Here is a 19,039-nt window from a genome sequence, read left to right as displayed (position 1 = left end):
AGATCTTCTACGGTGACACACTTTGACTTCCACATCTGACGCGGTGAATACTTTTGTCCGTGCCGATTCCTACGTGACCCTGCACTATCGCATCGAGCTCACCAGCGGCCAGGCGGCGGGGACGGTGTTCGTCGATACCTTCCTGGATCGGCCGGCCACGCTGCAGATGGGCGTGGGGCAATGGGCCGCCGGGCTCGAGGACCTGCTGGTCGGCCGCGCCGAAGGCGAGCACTTCATGGTGGACCTGCCGGCCGCTCGGGCCTATGGGGAACGCAATCCCGACCTCGTCCAGCGCGTCAGCCGCGAGGCCATGCGCGACAATGCGCCGCCGGACACCGAGTTCCAGCCCGGCGACATGGTCGAGTTCGTGGCGCCCAACGGCGGACGGTATTCGGGAGTGCTCAAGGAACTGGGCGAAACCTCCGGCCTGTTCGATTTCAATCATCCACTGGCAGGCGTCGACCTGCAGGTCGAAGTCCGGATCCTGGGGGTGCTGTGAACACATCTGATACGTCCCGGCCCGAGCCGGACATCGTCCTGGCCCAGCCGCGCGGATTCTGCGCGGGTGTGGACCGGGCCATCGCCATCGTCGAGCGCGCCCTCGAAATACACGGCGCGCCGATCTACGTGCGCCACGAGATCGTGCACAACCGCTACGTGGTCGAGGACCTGCGCGCCAAGGGCGCCGTGTTCATCGACGAACTGGTCGAAGCGCCCGCCGGCGCCATCGTGATTTTTTCCGCGCATGGGGTCTCACGGGCAGTGCGCGCCGAGGCCGAGGCGCGCGGCCAGCGGATCTTCGATGCGACCTGCCCCTTGGTCACCAAGGTCCACGTCGAGGTGGCCCGCATGCGGGCCGATGGGCGCGAGATCATCATGATCGGCCATCGGGGACACCCCGAGGTCGAGGGCACGCTGGGCCAGGCCGACGGCGGCATGCACCTGGTCGAGACCGTCGAGGATGTCGCGGCGCTGCAGGTGGCCGACCCCCAGCGGCTGGCCTTCGTGACCCAGACCACCTTGTCCATCGACGATGCGGCCGCGGTGGCCGCCGCCTTGCGCGCGCGCTTTCCCGGCATCGCCGAGCCCAAGAAAAGCGACATCTGCTATGCGACGCAGAACCGCCAGGACGCCGTGCGCATCATGGCGCCGGCGTGTGACCTGGTGCTGGTGGTGGGCAGCCCCAACAGCTCGAACTCCAATCGCCTGCGCGAAGTCGCCGAGCGCCGGGGCGTGGCCGCTTACCTGCTGGACGACCCGGACATGATCGATCCGGCATGGCTCGAAGGCGCCCGCCGGATCGGCGTGACGGCCGGCGCCTCGGCTCCCGAGGTCCTGGTCGAGCGCGTGATCGAACGGCTCAAGGCCTTGGGCGCGCGTTCGGTGCGCCCGCTCGAGGGCGTAGTCGAAAACGTCTCTTTCCCGCTGCCCAGGGAACTCTCGCGCAAGATCGCGTCCCCGTCCTAGTGCCGAGCCTCATGAATACACGGCGCACGCTTGCCATCCTCGCGGGTACGGTGATCGCCCTGGCGGGCCTCTATGCGGGCGCGTCATGGTATGCGGGCCGCGAGGCCCAGGCCAGGATCGAGCAGCTCGTCGAACAGGCCAATCTGGGCCTGGCGGCGCAATGGCCGGTGACCCAGCCGCAACCGGTCCTGCGCATCGACGAGTACCGGCGCGGCTGGTTCTCGTCCCGGATCCGGTACACCCTGGCCTATCAGGACGCCGACGGGCATGCGCGCGGCCTCCATTTCCAGGACGCCCTGGCGCACGGCCCATTGCCCTGGGCCGCGCTGCGCATGGGGGATTGGCGGCCGGCGATAGCCTACAGCCGCCTGGTGCTGGCGCCCGGCGACACCGGGGGCGCCTGGTTCGACGGCGTCGAGAACAGGGGCGCGCCGCTGGCGATCGATACCCGCATCGCCTTCGACGGCAAGGTCCATGCCGTCTGGCGCCTGGCGGCGGCGCAGGTGCGCGGCCAGGCGGTGCAGGTCGGGTTCAGTGCCGGACGCATGACCGTCGACTACGATCCCGCGACACGCGCGTCCGTGGCGTCGGGCGCACTGGACCACCTCGCCTTGATCATGCCCGACACAGGCGAGCGTCTGCGCCTGGAGGGTTTGTCGATCCAGGGCGACAGCGCATCATCGGGTGAAGACGACGGGCGGACCAGCCATCGCCTGCGGATCCAGCGGCTTGCCCTGGATCGGCCCGACCAGCCCGCCGTCGAGGCCCACGGCATCGAGGTCGGACTGGATGCGGCGCGCACCGGCGCCTTGGTCGACGGCCGGCTGGCTTACGCCCTCGACCAGTTGCGCGTCGGCGAGCTGGACATGGGACGTCTGGAATTCCAGGCCTCCGCCCAGCACGTGGATGCGGGCGCCTTCCAGGCCTTGCAGCAGACCTGGGAGGACATCGCGGCGGCGGGCGATCCCGACGCCGGCCTCGATCCCGCGGACCGGGCGGCCCTGCTGGAGCGCCTGCGGCCTGTCCTGGCGGCCGCCCCTTCCGTGGCGATCGACGCCCTGCGCTGGCGCAATGCGCAGGGCCAGAGCCAGGCCTCCCTGGCCGTGGATTTCACGCCGCCAGGCGAGGGCGGCGACACGGATCTCGGCGCTTTTCTCGAACGTGCCATCCGACAGTTGCGGCTGAACCTGGAGGTGTCCAAGGCCATGCTGGTCGAGACCGCCCGGCGTGTGAATCCCGGCGACGCCGATCGCACGGCGGCGCTGGCGAGCATGCTGTTCGATGGTGTCACGGGCCGGCTCGCCCGCGCGGGCCTGGTTCGGGTCGAGGATGGCGCCGCGCGGCTGGAACTCGCCTACAGCGCGGGGCGGGTGACCTTGAACGGGCAAGCCATGCCGGTCGCGGATTTTCTGGCGCTGGTGTCGCCCTGGCTCGTCGGGCCGGCCGGCTAGCCGCGCCGGACAGCCGGCTGTCGGCGTCCGGCGGACGTCGTCCTGGTCACGGTATCGGCTAGCGGCGCTTGACTGAACGGCCGTCGTAGGACCACCGGTCGATCTTGTCCGGGTCGTCGGCGTTGGGCGTTTCGAGCACCAGGGTGTGGCCATGGGCGGCGACCCGGATCTTGGGTGAACACGAGCCGAACGCCTCGGTCATCCGATAGCCCGATTTTCGCAGGGCGATCCAATGATAGCGAATGGGGCAGGACGTATCGCCCGTATCGACGCTGATCAGGGCGATGCTGCGGTTCTTCATGCGATAGGCGTAGCTGATGGTGATGAGGCCCTTGACGAGGGGGGCGACCTCGGCGCCGTCCAGCATCAGGGTGGATTCGTACACATAGGCGCTGTCGTGCACCGACAGCGTCCCATAGGGGCTCGCCAGAACGGTACGGGACGGGGGGACGGGCCATGCGTCGCCCGTTTCTGCGCCGGCCGGCGCAAGGCCTGCCCAGATCACGACGACGGATAGCAGGCCGGCAATGAACCGCATGATGATGGGCGCAAGGAGTGTGCTGAGGTTTCGGAAAGCCTGTCGGACCACTGCGTTCCGCCGCACAAGGCCGCAAATTGCGAAGGTGGGGCGGGCGTCAGGCGACCCGTTGATTACATTTCATTTTCTTTCCGAATGCAAGGGGCGCCCATCCGCCGTCCGGCGGATGCCCCAGGCGCTCCCGCGCTACGAGGACGACGGCGTGGGCCTGGTGTGGCCGCGCAGGGATCCGGGTCTCGAGACCCGGCGCGAATATGCGTCGAAAATCATTTTGGCTTGAATGATCTGTCGTCGGCCGCACCGGCCGGCGCATATTGAAGCTGGAAAAAGCGGATTTTTCCGCACTGCCGTTTTCCCTTAGGGAATTACCCTGATCCCGGACTCCCGGGCAGTGTCTCGTTCGCCAATAAATCTTTTGAAAACAGCGTATTGGATATTGCGTGATGCCGCGACAGGCTCACGCATGGCCCGAGGGTGTCCGAAGCGAATAAATCCGTGTCCTGATTGCGTAAGTTTTGCGTAAGTTTCAAATCTTACTAATAGCGGCATGCAGCAATAAGCGAGGTTCGTTTATCTGCCGACATAAAAACAAAGCTGGTTCGAATATCAAAAAGAATTGCAGAGGCTGCACTGGAAACTGACGTCATACCGGACGTCCCCGATGTCCGGACCCAACCACTCAGGAGACAAGCAATGGATGACAAGAAGACTTTGGGCAAGGCCATGAAGGCACGCGTGCAGCGCCGCTCGGTACTGAAGGCGGGCGCGGCCGGTGTGGCCGGCGGCATGCTGTTGCCCGGGGCGGCCCGGGTTGCCACGGCCCAGGACAAGAAGCCCCTGGGGGCATGGCCTGCGGGCGCCGAAGGGGATTCGGTATTCATCGGCCTGACCGTCGACCTGACCGGACCGTATTCCGCCCAGGGCGCTGAGCAAAAGAACGGCTACGAGTTGGCGGCCGAACAGCTCAATGCCGGTGCCGAGGAAGTCAAGAAGATTTCCCCCCTGACCAAGAAAGGCGTGCTGGGCAAGACCGTGAAACTGGGGTCCGCCGATGCCGAGACCAAGCCGAATACGGCCGTTCAGGCGGCGACGCGCTTCATCCACGACAACAAGGCGCTCGTGATCACGGGCAGCACCAGCAGCGCGGTCGCCATCGCCTTGCAGAAAGTCTGCAACCGCGAGCACACCATCTACCTGCCGGCCATCTCGGGCTCGAACGAGACCACCGGGGTGGACTGCCAACGCTACGGTTTTCGTCTGTGCTATTTCGCCTATATGGCCTGCAAGGCCATTGCCCCCGTGCTGGCCGCCAACCTGGGCAAGGACCGCAAGGCCGCATACCTCACGCCCGACTACACCTACGGCCACACCACCTTCGACTCGATGAAGGAATTCACCGAGAAGGAAGGCTGGACCACCGTGACCAACCAGGTCCATCCACTGGGCGCCAAGGACTACAGCTCGTTCCTGATCAACATCGCCAACAGCGATGCCGACACCCTGGTGGTGATCGCATACGGCGCCGATGCCGCCAATGCGATCAAGCAGGCCAAACAGTTCGGTCTGCTCGACAAGATGAAGATCGTGGTGCCTTACATGTCCGCCTTCCTGGAAAAGGAAATCGGCGCCGAGATCATGCAAGGCGTCTACACGGGTTCGGGCTTCTGGTGGACGCTGGAGGACCAGTATCCGATCGCCAAGGACTTCGTTACGGCGTACGAAAAGAAGTTCAAGGCCAAGCCCCGGGATTCGGCCTATATCGCCTACCTGCAACTCGTGCTGTGGGCCGACGCGGTGGAACGCGCGGGCAGTTTCTATCCGCCGGACGTCATCAAGGCCTATGAAGCCGGCGAGGTCCGTGACGGCCCTGCTGGCAAGGTCAGCTTCCGCGCCGAGGATCACCAGGGGATCATCAACTTCCCCATCCTGCGCGGCAAGAAGCCTGCCGACATGAAGAACCCGGACGATTTCTTCGAGGTCGTTCAGGTGGTCGATGGCAAGTCGGCCCTGCCGCCGGTGGGTCTGCTGGGCTGCAAGCTGGGCGACTACATCTAAGCGCCGGGTCGCGCCCGGGTGCTCCCTCGCGGGGAGGGCGCCCGGGCCTTCGTAGGACAGACGATCACAGGAGGGCGTTCAGATGCCGAGCATGTCCTTGTTCTTATCGCAGTTGTTCAACGGGCTGGCCACCGGCCTGTTGCTTGCGCTCATCAGTACCGGTTTGACGATCATCTATGGCACGCTCGGCGTCATCAACTTTGCGCATGGCGCTTTGTTCGTGGTGGGTGCGTATGCGGGCTATACCGTCTACGGCATCACGGATTCATTCGTGCTGGCCATTGCCGGGGGCGCGGCCATGTCGCTGGCCGTCGGCCTGATCATCGAGCGCGGATTGATGCGCCAGTACTATAGCCGTCCGCCTGAGGACCAGATCCTGGTGACTTTCGGGATCGGCATCATTCTGGTCGAGATCGTACGTTCGATCTATGGCGGCGTCAGCTTGTCGGTCGATGTGCCGGCCTGGGGGCAGGGAGTGGCCCACATCGGTTCGCTCATTTATCCGTTGTACCGCCTGCAGGCACTGGGGATCGCTGCGGCGACGCTGCTGCTGCTGTACTTCATCCTCTATCGCACCAGCCTCGGGCTGATTGTGCGCGCCGGCATCGAGGATGCCGAAATGGTCAATGCGCTGGGTATCAACGTCAAGCGCACCTTCCTGCTGGTGTTCGGGATCGGAGCCATGGCGGCGGGTTATGCCGGCATGGTTGATGCGCCCATCGTCACCCTGTTGCCGGATATGGGGCATCGCGTCCTGGTGGACTCCTTTGTGGTGGTGGTGATCGGCGGGGTGGGATCATTTCCGGGAGCAATCATCGGCGGCATCATTGCAGGCGTGATCCTCAGCCTGACCTCGATCGTTGATCCCGCCTATTCACACGTGATGCTCTTCGTCGTCATGGCGCTCGTTTTGATCTTGCGCCCGCAGGGACTGATGGGGCAGGAGGGACGAGAATGAGCACGGTACACGAAGGCGCTGTGGCCGCGCATGGCGCGGATCAACAGACGGCGGGAAATGCCCCCGCCCAACACTCGATTCACGGTGGAGGCATGCGTAGACAACTTCCGGAAATGATCGTGGGGCTGTGCCTGATCGCGGCGCCCTTCGTCCTGCCTTACCTCGGGATGAGCCCGGACCTGCTGACCCGGATCCTGATCTGGGGCCTGTTCGGCCTGGGCTTCGACCTGTTGTTCGGCTACACCGGCCTGCTGTCCTTCGGACAAGCGGCCTTCTACGGGACGGGCGGCTTCGTCACTGCTTATCTATTGACGGCCGGCCTGGTGCCAAACATGCTCGTGGCCTTGCTGATCGGCACGGCCGTGGCCTCGGTCGCCGGCTTGGTGATCGGCTACCTGACCTTGCGCCGCACAGGGATTTATTTCGCCATGAGCACACTTGCTTTCGGCGAAATGTTCTATTTCCTGCAGAACTCGTCCTTCAAGGAATATACCGGGGGCGAGAACGGCATCGCCGGCGTGCCTCCGCCGCAGCTTTCGCTGGGTTTCGTGGACATCCACATCTCCAGTGGCTGGCCGATGTACTGGTTCGTGGCGTTCTTTTTCTTCATCGGCTACCTGATTGCCCGGCGCATCGTGCGTTCGCCGTTCGGTGCAGTGCTCAAGGCCATCCGTGGCAATCCCAAGCGCGCCATGGCATTGGGCCATTCGATCCAGTCCTACAAACTGACGGTGTTCGTGGTGGCCGCGGCCTATGGCGGGCTGGCGGGTGGCCTGCTGGGCATCTTTCAGTCCTATATGCCGCCGGACGCCTTCAGCCTGGACACCTCGGCGCAACTCGTGATCCAGACAGTCATGGGCGGGGCGGGGACCTTGCTCGGGCCCTTGTTGGGCGCAACGATCTGGCTGTACCTCTACGAGGGGCTGCAGCGCATCGGCGAGCTCGGCCCGTACTGGAAGCTGATCCTGGGCATCGTCTTCGTAGTGCTGGTGACCGTTTTCCGTCACGGCGTGGCGGGTGCCATGCTGGACTTCGTTCGCGCGCGGCGCGGCCGGCTGCCCGCCGACATCGACGCCGACGCCAGCGCCAAGGTGTCATCCGAACTCTCGATCGTTCCTCCGCTCGCCACCAGCCGGCCGGGCGCGCCCGTACTCGAGGCGCGGGGCATCGGCAAGCAATACGGCGGCCTGAAGGCGGTCAGCGACGTGAACTTCTCTTTGCGGGAAGGCGAGCTGCACGGTGTGATCGGCCCTAACGGAGCCGGCAAGTCCACGTTCTTTGCCATGCTCGCTGGCGAGCTGCCCACCACCACCGGCAAGGTGTATTTCCGCGGACAGGAAATCACGGGGATCGGTGTGACGGCGGTGTGCCAACTGGGCATGAGCAAGAGCTACCAGATCAACCAGCTGTTCGAACATCTCACCGTGCGCCAGAACGTCATGATTCCCGTCCTGGCTCGCAATCGTGGCAAATTCCGCAATGACATGCTCAAGGGCCTGCATTCGGATGCCCTGGATGAGCAGGTGAACGCGGCCATTGCACTGGTCGGCCTGAGCAGCCATGCAGATACGATAGTCTCCGAGATGGCCTATGGTGAAAAGCGCCGTCTGGAGATTGGCCTGGCGCTGGCCACGGGAGCCAATGTGCTGCTGTTCGACGAGCCGCTGGCCGGCCTCGGACCCGAGGAGCGCGTGCTGGTCGTGGGGCTGCTGAAATCCATACGCAGGGGCCGCAGCATGGTCATCGTCGAGCACGACATGGACGCCATGTTCGAGCTCGCCGAGCGCATCACGGTCTTGTACGAAGGCTGCAAACTGGCGGAAGGCACGCCGGACGAGATCCGCCGGGATTCGTCGGTGCAGGCTGCTTATCTGGGGGGGATGGACGATCATGAGCCTGCTTGAAGTCGACAAAATCAACAGCTACTACGGTGACTCGCACATCCTGTTCGATGTGTCGATGCGGGTCGAGGAACATGAGGTGGTGGCGCTGCTGGGCCGCAACGGAGCGGGCAAGAGCACGACCTTGAAGTCCCTGATGGGCATGGTGACGGTCAAGTCCGGCGCTATCCGCCACAACGGGGTCGAGATCCAGCAACTGCCGCCGTTCGAGCGTGCCGCCCTGGGGATTCAACTGGTGCCGGAAGAGCGTCGGGTGTTCGGCTCGATCTCGGTTCAGGAAAATCTGCAGCTGGCCGCCATGACGGCTGACAATCCGCGCTCGCTCGATGAGATCTACGAAAGCTTTCCGCGGCTGGCCGAACGCAAGCGCAATCGCGGCAAACAGCTCTCCGGCGGCGAGCAGCAGATGCTCGCCATTGCCCGGGCCATGATCCGCAACGCCGGCATCATCTTTCTGGACGAGCCTTTCGAGGGCCTGGCGCCGCTGATCGTGCGCGACCTGATCGCGGTGTGCCGCAAGCTCGCGGACGCCGGCAACACCATCGTGATCGTCGAGCAGAATGTGCGGGCGGCTTTGTCACTTGCGGATCGTTGTTATATCATCAACAATGGTCATATGGTTTATGAAGGCACGCCCAACGACCTGCATGGCAATGGCGAGATCATCGAACGCTATCTGGGTGTGAAAGCCTGACCACGGTTTTGTGTGTGGCCCGGGGGGGCTGCGGCCGGATCCCGCGCGAGCGGGGTCCGGTTTTTTTTGGTGGTAACCTATAGCCCGTTCATTTTTCGAGTTCTCGAGCCTATCCTATGCATGCCAGCGAGGGCGCCAGCGGCGCGGCGGGCGCGGTCCTGCAGTACGTCGCCTCCAGCAAGTTGCCCACGCCCTGGGCCATCTTCGACATCCATGCCTTCGTCGAGCCCGGCACGGGCAAGGAGCACATTGCGCTGACCCTGGGCGACTTGGGCGCGGACGGGCCGGTGCTGGCGCGGATCCATTCCGAATGCCTGACGGGCGATGCCCTGTTCAGCCAGCGCTGCGACTGTGGCGCCCAGCTCGAGGCGGCCATGCAGCGCATCGCCCATGAAGGCAGGGGCATCATCATGTACCTGCGCCAGGAGGGCCGCGGCATCGGCCTGGTGAACAAGATCCGCGCCTATCAATTGCAGGACCAGGGCGCCGACACGGTCGAGGCCAACGAACGATTGGGCTTTCCCGCCGACATGCGGCGCTATGATTTGTGCGGCCCGATGCTGGCGCATTTCGGCATCGCGCGTGTGCGCCTGATGACCAACAATCCCCGCAAGGAACGCAAGCTCGAGGGCATGGGCATCGAGGTTGCCGAGCGCATCCCCCTGCAGGTCAACCGCAATCCCTACAACGAGCAGTATCTGCGCACCAAGGCGCGCAAGCTCGGCCATCGCTTCAAGGAGTATTTCGGCGAGGGGCCCTAAAGTTCGGCCGTCGTGGAAGGGGTAAACCCGATGGTTCCGAATGTGTGTTTATGTTAAAAAAGTTTGGATTTACCGATCAATCCCAGGAGCCCGCTGGCGCGGGGCATTAGCGGCCCTGGCAAGGGACCGGCTTCATGCCTCAGAACAACGCAGCCGACACTTTTTTTCACGTGTTGACCGCCGATACGGCCGCCGCCCAGGAATTGCCGCGCAGCACGCCGGATCGCAGTCATATTCTTGCCTTGCTGCGTCTCGGGGACTTCGCGCGCGACGCGTTCCTCGCCACGGACCCCCAGGGCGGCGTCACCTATCTGAATCGTGCCGCCGAACGCTTGTTCGGCTATCGGCGGGGTTCTGCGATCGGCTTGCCGGCCTCAGACCTGCTGCCCGACATCCAGACCTTCCTCGATCGCCTCGACGATCCCGGCGAGGCCTCCTCGATCGCCTGGCGCAGCACCGGCCTGCGCCTGGGGCGGGTGCCGTTCAGCCTCGCGGGCGCCGTCACGTCGATGCTCGGCCCCACGGGGCGCAGCTTCCTGTTCCTGATGCGCGAGCGCAATCCCGAAGTCAGCGACGACGAGCGCCAGGCGCGCCTCGCCTCTCTGGTCTATCGCGCCACCAGTGAAGGGATGCTGGTGCTGGATCCCAAGGGTTTCATCCTCGACGTCAATCCCGCATTCGTCCGCCTGCGCGGCCAGCACGAATCCGAGGTCATCGGCCGCCATGTCCGCTGTCTTAATTCCTCGTGCCACGACCGCGATTTCTACCGCAACATGTGGCGCAGCGTGCTCGACACCGGGCGCTGGCAGGGCGAACACTGGGGCCAGCGCAAGAACGGCGAGCTCTACCCCGAGTGGCTCAGCATCAATACCTCGTATACCGAGGACGGCGAGGTCTATCGGCGCGTGATGATCTTTTCGAACATCGCCGAGATCAAGCGCGCCGAGGCCATCATCTGGAAGCAGGCCAATTTCGACAGGCTCACCGACCTGCCCAACCGGCAGATGTTCCATGACCGCCTGGAACAAAGCATCAAGAAATCCAAGCGCACCAACACCAGGACCTGCTTGCTGTTCCTGGACCTGGATCGTTTCAAGGAAATCAACGACACGCTGGGCCACGCCGTGGGCGACGAATTGCTGAAGGAGGCCGCCCGCCGCCTGAACGGCTGCGTGCGCCAAAGCGACACCGTGGCGCGCCTGGGAGGCGACGAGTTCACAGTGCTGATCGACGACATCCATGAAACCCGCGACGTCGAGCGCGTCACCCACAAGATCCTGCGCCGTCTCTCCGAGCCCTTCCACCTCGGGATGGAGACCGTCTTCATCTCGACCAGCATCGGGATCACCTTCTATCCCGACGACGCCACCGAGGCCGACGTCCTGCTCAACAACGCGGACCAGGCCATGTATGCCGCCAAGGCCGAAGGCCGCAACCGCAGCTGCTATTTCACCGCCTCCATGCAGGAACAGGCGCAGACGCGCATGCGCCTGGTCAACGACCTGCACGTGGCCCTGGACCAGAAACAGTTCTTCCTCGCCTATCAGCCCATCGTCGAGCTCTCGACCGGGCGCATCGCCAAGGCCGAGGCCCTGCTGCGCTGGAACCATCCCGTGCGTGGGCTCATCCCGCCGGCCGAGTTCATCCCCCTGGCCGAGGAAACCGGCATGATCCGGGGCATCGGCGACTGGGTGTTCTGCGAGGCCACCCGCCAGGCGCGCAACTGGCGCCGCGACTACGCCAGCGGCCTGCAGCTCAGCGTGAACATCTCGCCCGTGCAATTCCGCCACGAGGGGATCGATCTGGGTTTCTGGCTCGGCCACCTCGACACGCTGGGCCTCGATGGCACAGGAGTGACCATCGAGATCACTGAGGGCATCTTGCTGGATTCCGCGGTGCGCATCGATCAGCAGATCGCCGCCTTCCACGAGGCCGGCATCCAGATTTCGCTGGATGACTTCGGCACCGGCTATTCATCCCTGTCCTATCTGGGAAAATTCTCCATCGACTCTCTCAAGATCGACCAGTCCTTTGTCTCGAACCTGCGACCGCAAGGGCCCGATCTGGCGCTGTGCGAGGCCATCATCCTGCTGGCGCACAAGCTGGGCTTGAAAGTCGTGGCCGAGGGCATCGAGACCCGCGCCCAATACGAGCTATTGGCGGCGGCCGGCTGCGATTTCGGCCAGGGCTTCCTGTTTTCCAAGCCCTTGTTGGCGCGGCATTTCGAGGCCTTGCTCTCGGCCGGGCGCGACATGCGTCCGACGGCGGCCGGCCGTCCCAACTGAATCGCCGTGTCAGGGGTGCTGGCAGTCCGGCGTCGCCGGCAGGACTGCCCAGTGCAGGTCGATCAGGGGGCTGCGTTCCGATGACCAGCGCAACTCGGTCACGCCTCGCCACGGGGCCGCGTCGTACAAAGCCCGCACGGCCGCGGTGGGCGCTGCGCGGCCCTTGTCGCTGAAGGCCACCACCGCGCCGCATGCCAGGGCCGTGCCCGGGGCGAACCAGGGCGACTCGGCCTCGTCGGCATCGATGAACACCTGGGTGCGATTGCCCACGTGTACCGCGATGTTGCCGCCCATCCAGGTATTGGACACCACCACCCGCAGCGGGCGTCCCGGTTGGTGCTCGTTCCAGCGGGCCAGTACGATGCTCGCCAGCTCCGGCCCCGGGTAGGTCGAGCGCGCCGCGCGGCCGGTTTCCCAGGCCAGCGGGCCGCGCGCCAGAGCATAGCCCGCAGCCATGGCGACGTGGACGGCGGCCACCAGGATCAGGATGCGGCGCAGTTGCAGGGCCTGCGGCCCGTGCAGCCACCAGGCGGCGTAAAAGCCGAACAGGATGAAGAACGTGCTGGCCCACGAGGCTTCCAGGCGCGTGCCCAGCACGGCGGACATCAGCAGCGTGGACAGCAGCGGGGTCAGCCCCACCCAGAGCAGGAAGCGCCGGTCCGCGGGCGCGAAGGCATGATAGTACCGCACAGGGTCCGATGCCGGACGTTCCCCGGCGGGGGCGGCGCCCCGGCCCCTGTAACCCTTGCGGCGCTGCCAGATCGTCCAGGCGATCAGCACCACTGCCATCGGCGCGAGGCGTCCGGCCTGGTCGAGCACGAAATCCAGCATCAGCGAGAGCGATTGCAGGCGGGTGGGGACGGCGATGGAGGCATCCGCGTACAGCAGCGGTTCGAAACGATTGTCGGCCAGCCAGATGAGATGTGGCGACACGGCGGCCAGGAAGGCTGCCACGGCGATGCCCAGGCCGCGCCAGGTGCGCGCATCCCCGAAGCTGCCGGCGGCGAGCATGGCCAGGAAGAAGGCCGCGAACTGGATGAGGGCGCTGTACTTGGTCATCATCGCCAGGGCGCTGACCACGCCCAGCCAGAACCAGTCGCCCAGGCGTTGGTCGCGCAACGCGCGGTAGAACAGCCAGGTGGCGCAGGCGATCGACCAGAGCTGCGCCGTGTTGTGGTTGTAGATCGTGCCGCGCAGCGAGAAATAGGCGGTGACCGAGACCAGCAGGGTGGCCATCAGCGCCAGTCGCCGGTTCGTGATCTCGCAGCCCAGTTTCCAGACGAACCACAGGCCGAGTGCGGAAAACAGCTGTCCCATGAGGAAGGGCAGCCAGATCGGGCGGCCGAGGACCTCGGTCGCCAGGTGCATGAACCAGGAAGGCAGCGGCGGATGCTTGGTGTAGCCGAGTTCCAGGCTGGCCGCCCAGACGAGTTCCTCCATGCCGTCCAGGTCGGGCGCCTTGTGGCTGATGGCGCACAGGACGGTCCACAAACAGACCATGGCCGCCAGGCAGGCCAGCACCAGCCGGTCTCCGGGAGGGCGCATGATCGTTGGCGAGGTGGCGGACATGGCGGCCAGTATACCGGAGCGATATGCCGCGCAGAATGCCCATCCGCAATAGTGCTACTGCACGGCCGGCAAAGGCGCGCGTGTTACTATTCCCGCAGGGTTTGCCGAAGCGGCAAGCCTCCTGAATCGTTTACCCGATAGGTCTGTCATGGCCGAACAAGGCATCATCATCCGCGCCCGATCGGGCAGCAAGTTCGTCAGTCCCCAGGGCACCAAGGCCGTCAAGGACGGCATGCGCCCCAGCGATCTCTCGCATATCCCAGACTCCCAGCCCAAGCCCGCCTGGCTGCGCGTGCGCATCCCCTCGGGCGCCCGCTACCAGGAAGTCCGCGAGATCGTCGAGACCCACAAATTGAATACGGTTTGCGCCGAATCCAAGTGCCCCAATATCGCCGAGTGCTGGGGTCGGGGCACGGCGACCCTGATGCTGATGGGTTCGGTCTGTACGCGCGCCTGCAAGTTCTGTGCGGTCAGCACCGGCAATCCGCATGGCTGGCTGGACCACAACGAGCCGGCCAGCGTCGCCGACGCTGTTGCGCTGATGCAACTGAAATACGTGGTGTTGACCTCGGTCGATCGCGATGACCTGATCGACGGCGGCGCCGCGCACTATGCGGCCTGCATCCGGGCCATCCACGAACGCTCGCCGCGGACCGCGGTCGAGGCGCTCACGCCCGATTTCAGCGGCAGCGAGGCCTGTGTGGCCAAGGTCCTGGACGCCGGCCTGACCACCTTCGCCCAGAACGTCGAGACCGTCGAGCGCATGACCCACCAGGTGCGCGACGTGCGCGCGGGCTATCGCCAGACCCTCGACGTGCTCGCCTTCGCCAAGCGCCACGCCCCGCAGACGCTGACCAAGACCAGCATGATGCTGGGCCTGGGTGAAACCGACGCTGAAATCGAGCAGGCCATGGACGACATCCGCGCCGCGAACGTCGATATCCTCACCTTCGGCCAATACATGCGCCCGACCCAGCATCATCTGCCGGTACGCCGCTTCGTCACGCCCGATGAATTCCGGGCCTACCGCGAGCTGGGCCTGTCCAAGGGATTCCGCGAGGTCGTCTCGGGGGCCCTGGTGCGCTCCAGCTATCGCGCCGAACAGGTCCTGGACAAGGAAAACGTCGGGCTTTGAGGCCCGACGGTCGCCGGATACGCCCCTGGCGCCCCCTTCGGTCGATCCGCCGATCCATCGAAGGGGGGTGTCGCCAACCGCCGCTAGTCGATCTCTTCGATCTGCCTGACCTCCGACTTGTTGACCTTGACCTCGCGATCGCCCTTTTCATAGGTGATGAAATCGCTGTCCTTGTCGGTCTCCGGGGCATCGGTCGTGTAGGTGGTCTGCCCGTCGCGTGTCGTGACCGTCGACGGGCTCGAGCATGCGGCCAGAATGCAGCATCCCGCAAGAATTCCCGCAAGACCGGGTGTGTGCATGGACATGAGCGCCTCCTGAAAAGAATGTCTGGGTTTTCACCTTATCAAAGGCGCCGGCGCGGGCCTGTAAGCACATCCGACAGCCGCACGCGGTCCGGCGGGTGCGATCCCGCCGCCGGACCCTGGGAGCCGGGCAGGGCGACGCGGTGGACGGCCTGTAGGCTCCACTGACAAAACGACAGGTTTGCTATCCGGTTCCCCGGCCGATGCGGCGGCCGGGCCTCAGTCCTGGTACATGGGCTTGTGGTCGTTCAGACGCAGCCAGCCCTTGACGATGCGGTAGATCACCCAGATCGTGTCAGCCAGCAGGATGGCGTATCCGACCAGCACGAAGACCGTCGCCGTGCCCACGACCAGCCACAGCAGACTGAACCAGAAGGTGCGGATCTGCCAGCGGAAATGCGATTCGATCCAGGTGCCGCGCACGTCGCCGCGCTTGACGTAATTGATGATGACGGCGATCACGGCGGTAATGCCCAGGAAAAAGGCCACGGCTTGCAGGCCGTAGACGAGCGCCGTCAGCGTCTTGGCGGATCGGAGGCGCCCGTCGTCGGACGTCGTGGCGGGCATCGGGTCTGGAGTCATGGCGTGGCTTCCCTGGTGTGGTGCGTATGGCATCGATCCGGGGAATCGTAGCACGCGCCTGCTGGGGCGCGCCCTCAGGCCGGGTCGCGCGGGTGCAGGTGATCCAGCGTCTGCAGGGCCAGCGCGGAGTGCGCGTAGGCACCGCCGGCGCGCATCTCGGCCGCCACCCAGATGGCCTCCATGATCTGCGCCTCGGTGGCGCCGGCCCGCGCCGCGCCCTCGGTGTGGCCCTTGATGCAGTACGGGCACTGGGTGACGTGCGCGACCGCCACGGCGATCAGCTGCTTGGTCCGGGCATCCAACGCGCCCGGCGCGAAGACCGCTTTGCTGAATGCCTTGAAGGCCGCGAGGGCCTCGGGGGCGAGCTCGGCGCGCTTGCGGGCGATGTCAGAGGTGGGGTTCGGGTACATGTCCATGAGGGGCTCCTGGTAGAGGGTTCGTACCGGACATCATAGCCCCCTGGACAGGCCCTAGTCGCGGCCCCAGCCGCCGTGGCCCCGGTGGTGCTTGCGCCAATGCTTGTCGCCGCGGTGGCCCGGCGGGACGGCGCGGTAGTGGCCGCGTTTGTCACCGGACCATACCCAACGCGAGCCCGGCACATAGACGGGCTGGGGGACGACCACGACTTGCGGCCGATGGATGTACCGCGGCGGAGGCGGCGGCGCGTAGTAGTATCCCGGCGCCGGATAGACGAAGCCGGGAATGCCGATCGAGATCCCCACGTCCACATCCGCCGAGGCGTTCTGGCCGACGGTCAGGGCCAGCGCCGCGGCCGCCGTCAATATGATTTTCTTCATGTCCGTTCCTTGCAGGTGCCTCGATGCGCCCATTATGGTCTGCGCGGCGCCGGCAAGGATGAGGATTTCCGACAGTTTCGCATCAAAACGCTACGGGACGGGGGGTTTACGCCGCCGGGCATACATCCGTTCACGATTGTTGCGCGGCTCAGCGCCCGCAGGCGCGTATGCCGGGGCTGAGCGCGGAGAGTTCGCGCGCGGCGTCCAGGATCAGGGGGACGAGGTGCTCGGCATGCTTGAGCCTGGCCTCGGGCCCCGCGATGCTGACCGCGCCGATCGCCGCATCCGTATTCGGATGGCGGACGGGCGCGGCGATGGCCGCCAGGCCGATCTCGTAGGTCTCATGGACGACGGCGTAGCCCCGTTCCCGGGCAAGCCGGATGCTCTCGAGGAAGGCCTCGATGGTGCGTGGCGCGTTGGGGCCGAATTGCCCGGACTCGCCGAAACCCTGGCGGGACACGACCTCGAGCGCCTTCTGGTCGCTGAGCGTCGACAGCCAGGCCTGGCCGTTGGAACTGCAGAACAGGCGCACGTCCTCGCCCGGATCCGACTGCGCGTCGTAGCGCAGGCCGCCCCGGGCGCCTTGGGCCTTGGCGACCCAGATCAAGCGGTCGTTCTCGACGATGCTCATGCGTGCGAGCTCGCCGCTGGCTGCGGCCAGCTTGTCGAGCACCGGCTGGACCAGTTCCACGACGCCGGTGGCCGAGAGAAACTGCATGCCCAGGGTGGCGATCTTCAGTGTGGGGCGATAGGGACTGAAATCGCCGGCCTGCTGCTGTACGTACCCGGCCTTCGCCAGTTCGGCCAGTATCCGGTGCGCCGTGCTGCGCGGGATCTGCAATTCCGCGGCGATGGCATGCAGCGGCATGCCCGCGGGATGGCGGACGAGCATTTCCAGGGCGAGCAGCCCTCGGGGCAGGTTGCTACTCATGGACGATCCTAAAAGAATGAAGACACCGGCGGCAGGGGAGGCTCCATTGTATTGGAAAGCCGTTCCATATTGGAATTCTTGAAGGGAAACACCGATCGCGAAACCCTGTTTTCGTGGTCATCAAATAATTAGAACACAGTTCTATTAAGGGTAAATGCTGATATCAGAAAAGATATTCCAATATGGAAAGCCTTTCCATGCATTGCTATACTCCGCTAACGATCAAAGGCTGGACGTGTATGACCTATACCTTCAACTTCGCCGCGCTGCTGCCGTACTGGCAAGTCTTTCTGCACGGCTGCCTGCTGACACTCGGACTCACCGCCTTGTCGACCGTGCTCGGCTTGAGCCTCGGGATGATCACCATTCTGGCGCGCCGCAGCCGCCATGCCTTGTTGAGGGCGGCGGGCCTGAGCTACATCGAGATCATTCGCAACACGCCTTTTCTGGTCCAAGTGCTGTTCATTTTCTTTGGACTGCCTCAGCTTGGCGTCAGCCTGTCGCCCTGGGCCGCCGCGGTCGCCGCGCTCAGCCTGAATCTGGGCGCTTTTTCCGCCGAGATCGTGCGCGGCGGCATCGACGCCATTCCGCGCGGCCAATTCGAGGCCGGGGCGGCCTTGGGATTGTCGCCGCTGCAGACGTTCCGCCACATCATACTCAAGCCCGCATTCCGCGTGATCTTCCCGGCGCTCTCCGGACAGTTCGTTCTGCTGTTGCTGACCACCAGCATCGTGTCCTCGATCTCGGCCGAAGAACTCACGTCAGTTTCCCAAAGCATCGACTCGACGACGTTCCGCAGTTTCGAGGTGTATATCGTCGCGACGCTGTTGTACCTGTGCATGTCACTGATGTTCTCCACGCTGTTCAAGGCGATCGATCGGGCCTGCTTTTCCTATCCGACCAAGTGAGGCGAGGCCATGGTCCGAGAATTCACGCTCAATGAAATCTGGCTGATCCTGGCAGGTGCCCAGGCCACGCTCATCCTGTCGGTCATCGCCTTCACGGGCGGCGGGATATTCGGCCTGCTGGTGGCCCTGCTGCGCACGGCGCCCGTGCGGGGATTGCGGAGGCTGGCCGGGGGGTTCATCGATTTCTTCCAGGGCACGCCGATGCTGCTGCAGTTGTTCCTGGTCTTCTACGGCCTGCCGGTTTTCGGTGTGCATGTCAATGTGTGGGTGGCGGCGGCCGTCGGCCTGACGCTGCATGCCGCCGCCTTCCTGGGGGAAATCTGGCGCGGCGGCATCCAGGCGGTGCCTCGTGGCCAGAGCGAGGCAGCGCTCGCGCTTGGCCTGGGCTACGTCGATCGGATGCGCTATGTGGTGCTTCCCCAGGCGCTGCGCATGTCCTTCGCGCCGACCATCGGCTTCCTGGTGCAATTGATCAAGGGCACTTCGCTGGCCGCCATCATCGGCTTCGTCGAGCTGTCCCGCTCCGCACAGATCGTCTCGAGCGCGACCTACAAGCCCCTATGGGCCTACGGCTTCGCGGCCCTGGGCTATTTCCTGATCTGCTTCCCCCTGTCGCGCTACGCAGCGCGGCTCGAGCGCCGGTACGCCGTGGCCACCTGAGCACGCGGAACTCGCCGAACGTTCATTCCTTGCGGCCTCCGGCCG

19 protein-coding genes are annotated in these 19,039 nt (G+C 64.9%); 12 read left to right on the top strand and 7 right to left on the bottom strand.

Annotated features, from left to right (window positions below; all coding sequences use genetic code 11):
• Nucleotides 1-22: 22 nt before the first annotated feature.
• The 3 genes from OOZ48_RS02170 to OOZ48_RS02160 are packed head-to-tail and all read left to right on the top strand — an operon-like array spanning nucleotide 23 to nucleotide 2,918.
• Nucleotides 23-499 (top strand): FKBP-type peptidyl-prolyl cis-trans isomerase, encoded by a 477-nt coding sequence (locus tag OOZ48_RS02170; protein WP_269495241.1) that lies wholly within the window; start codon nucleotides 23-25, stop codon nucleotides 497-499.
• Nucleotides 496-1,467, top strand: coding sequence for a 4-hydroxy-3-methylbut-2-enyl diphosphate reductase (gene ispH / locus OOZ48_RS02165; protein ID WP_269495239.1), 972 nt, complete (start codon nucleotides 496-498; stop codon nucleotides 1,465-1,467). Before OOZ48_RS02170 ends, ispH begins: the two co-directional genes overlap by 4 nt.
• A gap of 11 nt (nucleotides 1,468-1,478) precedes the next feature.
• A complete protein-coding gene (locus tag OOZ48_RS02160; protein WP_269495238.1) occupies nucleotides 1,479-2,918 on the top strand; it encodes a YdgA family protein in 1,440 nt (479 codons plus the stop codon).
• 58 nt (nucleotides 2,919-2,976) lie between these two features.
• Here OOZ48_RS02160 and OOZ48_RS02155 read toward each other — a convergent pair whose 3' ends face one another.
• Nucleotides 2,977-3,456 carry a hypothetical protein gene (locus OOZ48_RS02155; RefSeq protein WP_269495237.1) on the bottom strand — a complete coding sequence of 160 codons (480 nt, stop codon included), beginning with the start codon at nucleotides 3,454-3,456 and terminating at the stop codon, nucleotides 2,977-2,979.
• Nucleotides 3,457-4,149: 693 nt separating this feature from the next.
• Here OOZ48_RS02155 and OOZ48_RS02150 point away from each other — a divergent pair.
• The 6 genes from OOZ48_RS02150 to OOZ48_RS02125 all read left to right on the top strand — a co-directional run bounded on the left by OOZ48_RS02150 (nucleotide 4,150) and on the right by OOZ48_RS02125 (nucleotide 12,110).
• The gene (locus OOZ48_RS02150; RefSeq protein WP_269495235.1) at nucleotides 4,150-5,511 is read left to right on the top strand and encodes a substrate-binding protein; all 1,362 of its coding nucleotides are present in this window, start codon (nucleotides 4,150-4,152) and stop codon (nucleotides 5,509-5,511) included.
• Between the two features lie 91 nt (nucleotides 5,512-5,602).
• Entirely contained in the window at nucleotides 5,603-6,469 is an 867-nt protein-coding gene (locus OOZ48_RS02145) for a branched-chain amino acid ABC transporter permease (RefSeq protein WP_269495234.1), read from the top strand.
• Between the two features lie 92 nt (nucleotides 6,470-6,561).
• On the top strand, nucleotides 6,562-8,373 hold the full coding sequence (locus tag OOZ48_RS02140; RefSeq protein ID WP_269495232.1) for a branched-chain amino acid ABC transporter ATP-binding protein/permease: 1,812 nt from the start codon (nucleotides 6,562-6,564) through the stop codon (nucleotides 8,371-8,373).
• Nucleotides 8,360-9,064 (top strand): ABC transporter ATP-binding protein, encoded by a 705-nt coding sequence (locus OOZ48_RS02135; protein WP_269495230.1) that lies wholly within the window; start codon nucleotides 8,360-8,362, stop codon nucleotides 9,062-9,064. Before OOZ48_RS02140 ends, OOZ48_RS02135 begins: the two co-directional genes overlap by 14 nt.
• 116 nt (nucleotides 9,065-9,180) lie before the next feature.
• On the top strand, nucleotides 9,181-9,825 hold the full coding sequence (gene ribA / locus OOZ48_RS02130) for a GTP cyclohydrolase II (protein ID WP_269495227.1): 645 nt from the start codon (nucleotides 9,181-9,183) through the stop codon (nucleotides 9,823-9,825).
• Nucleotides 9,826-9,959: 134 nt separating this feature from the next.
• Nucleotides 9,960-12,110, top strand: coding sequence for a putative bifunctional diguanylate cyclase/phosphodiesterase (locus tag OOZ48_RS02125; protein ID WP_269495225.1), 2,151 nt, complete (start codon nucleotides 9,960-9,962; stop codon nucleotides 12,108-12,110).
• Nucleotides 12,111-12,119: 9 nt separating this feature from the next.
• Here OOZ48_RS02125 and OOZ48_RS02120 read toward each other — a convergent pair whose 3' ends face one another.
• Nucleotides 12,120-13,655 carry a glycosyltransferase family 39 protein gene (locus tag OOZ48_RS02120; RefSeq protein WP_269495223.1) on the bottom strand — a complete coding sequence of 512 codons (1,536 nt, stop codon included), beginning with the start codon at nucleotides 13,653-13,655 and terminating at the stop codon, nucleotides 12,120-12,122.
• A gap of 172 nt (nucleotides 13,656-13,827) precedes the next feature.
• Between OOZ48_RS02120 and lipA the strand changes: the two genes are divergently transcribed.
• Nucleotides 13,828-14,814 carry a lipoyl synthase gene (gene lipA, locus OOZ48_RS02115; protein ID WP_269495221.1) on the top strand — a complete coding sequence of 329 codons (987 nt, stop codon included), beginning with the start codon at nucleotides 13,828-13,830 and terminating at the stop codon, nucleotides 14,812-14,814.
• An 83-nt stretch (nucleotides 14,815-14,897) separates the two neighbouring features.
• Here lipA and OOZ48_RS02110 read toward each other — a convergent pair whose 3' ends face one another.
• From OOZ48_RS02110 to OOZ48_RS02090, 5 genes are all read right to left on the bottom strand, one after another.
• The gene (locus tag OOZ48_RS02110) at nucleotides 14,898-15,119 is read right to left on the bottom strand and encodes a YgdI/YgdR family lipoprotein (protein WP_269495219.1); all 222 of its coding nucleotides are present in this window, start codon (nucleotides 15,117-15,119) and stop codon (nucleotides 14,898-14,900) included.
• A gap of 216 nt (nucleotides 15,120-15,335) precedes the next feature.
• Entirely contained in the window at nucleotides 15,336-15,698 is a 363-nt protein-coding gene (locus OOZ48_RS02105; RefSeq protein WP_269495217.1) for a DUF4870 family protein, read from the bottom strand.
• 74 nt (nucleotides 15,699-15,772) lie between these two features.
• A complete protein-coding gene (locus tag OOZ48_RS02100; protein WP_269495393.1) occupies nucleotides 15,773-16,108 on the bottom strand; it encodes a carboxymuconolactone decarboxylase family protein in 336 nt (111 codons plus the stop codon).
• A gap of 60 nt (nucleotides 16,109-16,168) precedes the next feature.
• On the bottom strand, nucleotides 16,169-16,495 hold the full coding sequence (locus OOZ48_RS02095; RefSeq protein WP_269495215.1) for a virulence factor: 327 nt from the start codon (nucleotides 16,493-16,495) through the stop codon (nucleotides 16,169-16,171).
• A gap of 148 nt (nucleotides 16,496-16,643) precedes the next feature.
• Nucleotides 16,644-17,426: an IclR family transcriptional regulator gene (locus OOZ48_RS02090; RefSeq protein WP_269495213.1), complete on the bottom strand. Its 783-nt coding sequence runs from the start codon at nucleotides 17,424-17,426 to the stop codon at nucleotides 16,644-16,646.
• Nucleotides 17,427-17,665: 239 nt separating this feature from the next.
• On the opposite strand from OOZ48_RS02090, the gene OOZ48_RS02085 reads away from it, so the two are divergent.
• Together OOZ48_RS02085 and OOZ48_RS02080 are read left to right on the top strand one after the other, a co-directional pair.
• A complete protein-coding gene (locus OOZ48_RS02085) occupies nucleotides 17,666-18,334 on the top strand; it encodes an amino acid ABC transporter permease (protein WP_269495211.1) in 669 nt (222 codons plus the stop codon).
• 9 nt (nucleotides 18,335-18,343) lie between these two features.
• A complete protein-coding gene (locus OOZ48_RS02080; protein WP_269495209.1) occupies nucleotides 18,344-18,994 on the top strand; it encodes an amino acid ABC transporter permease in 651 nt (216 codons plus the stop codon).
• Nucleotides 18,995-19,039: the final 45 nt, after the last annotated feature.

Origin of the sequence: Castellaniella sp. S9 (assembly GCF_027257175.1) — a bacterium.
Classification (GTDB): domain Bacteria; phylum Pseudomonadota; class Gammaproteobacteria; order Burkholderiales; family Burkholderiaceae_B; genus Castellaniella.
The sequence above is the reverse complement of the archived record's forward strand: the minus strand, read 5'-3'. Positions and strand labels throughout refer to the sequence as shown.

Bases quoted from the DNA above. Each gene is read 5' to 3' on its own strand.
- lipA (WP_269495221.1), top strand. From the start codon at position 13,828: ATGGCCGAACAAGGCATCATCATCCGCGCCCGATCGGGCAGCAAGTTC.
- OOZ48_RS02110 (WP_269495219.1), bottom strand. From the start codon at position 15,119: ATGTCCATGCACACACCCGGTCTTGCGGGAATTCTTGCGGGATGCTGC.
- OOZ48_RS02095 (WP_269495215.1), bottom strand. From the start codon at position 16,495: ATGAAGAAAATCATATTGACGGCGGCCGCGGCGCTGGCCCTGACCGTC.
- OOZ48_RS02100 (WP_269495393.1), bottom strand. From the start codon at position 16,108: ATGTACCCGAACCCCACCTCTGACATCGCCCGCAAGCGCGCCGAGCTC.
- OOZ48_RS02085 (WP_269495211.1), top strand. From the start codon at position 17,666: ATGACCTATACCTTCAACTTCGCCGCGCTGCTGCCGTACTGGCAAGTC.
- OOZ48_RS02080 (WP_269495209.1), top strand. From the start codon at position 18,344: ATGGTCCGAGAATTCACGCTCAATGAAATCTGGCTGATCCTGGCAGGT.
- OOZ48_RS02160 (WP_269495238.1), top strand. From the start codon at position 1,479: ATGAATACACGGCGCACGCTTGCCATCCTCGCGGGTACGGTGATCGCC.
- OOZ48_RS02135 (WP_269495230.1), top strand. From the start codon at position 8,360: ATGAGCCTGCTTGAAGTCGACAAAATCAACAGCTACTACGGTGACTCG.
- ribA (WP_269495227.1), top strand. From the start codon at position 9,181: ATGCATGCCAGCGAGGGCGCCAGCGGCGCGGCGGGCGCGGTCCTGCAG.
- OOZ48_RS02105 (WP_269495217.1), bottom strand. From the start codon at position 15,698: ATGACTCCAGACCCGATGCCCGCCACGACGTCCGACGACGGGCGCCTC.
- OOZ48_RS02125 (WP_269495225.1), top strand. From the start codon at position 9,960: ATGCCTCAGAACAACGCAGCCGACACTTTTTTTCACGTGTTGACCGCC.
- OOZ48_RS02155 (WP_269495237.1), bottom strand. From the start codon at position 3,456: ATGCGGTTCATTGCCGGCCTGCTATCCGTCGTCGTGATCTGGGCAGGC.
- OOZ48_RS02150 (WP_269495235.1), top strand. From the start codon at position 4,150: ATGGATGACAAGAAGACTTTGGGCAAGGCCATGAAGGCACGCGTGCAG.
- OOZ48_RS02120 (WP_269495223.1), bottom strand. From the start codon at position 13,655: ATGCGCCCTCCCGGAGACCGGCTGGTGCTGGCCTGCCTGGCGGCCATG.
- OOZ48_RS02140 (WP_269495232.1), top strand. From the start codon at position 6,562: ATGCGTAGACAACTTCCGGAAATGATCGTGGGGCTGTGCCTGATCGCG.
- OOZ48_RS02090 (WP_269495213.1), bottom strand. From the start codon at position 17,426: ATGAGTAGCAACCTGCCCCGAGGGCTGCTCGCCCTGGAAATGCTCGTC.
- OOZ48_RS02145 (WP_269495234.1), top strand. From the start codon at position 5,603: ATGTCCTTGTTCTTATCGCAGTTGTTCAACGGGCTGGCCACCGGCCTG.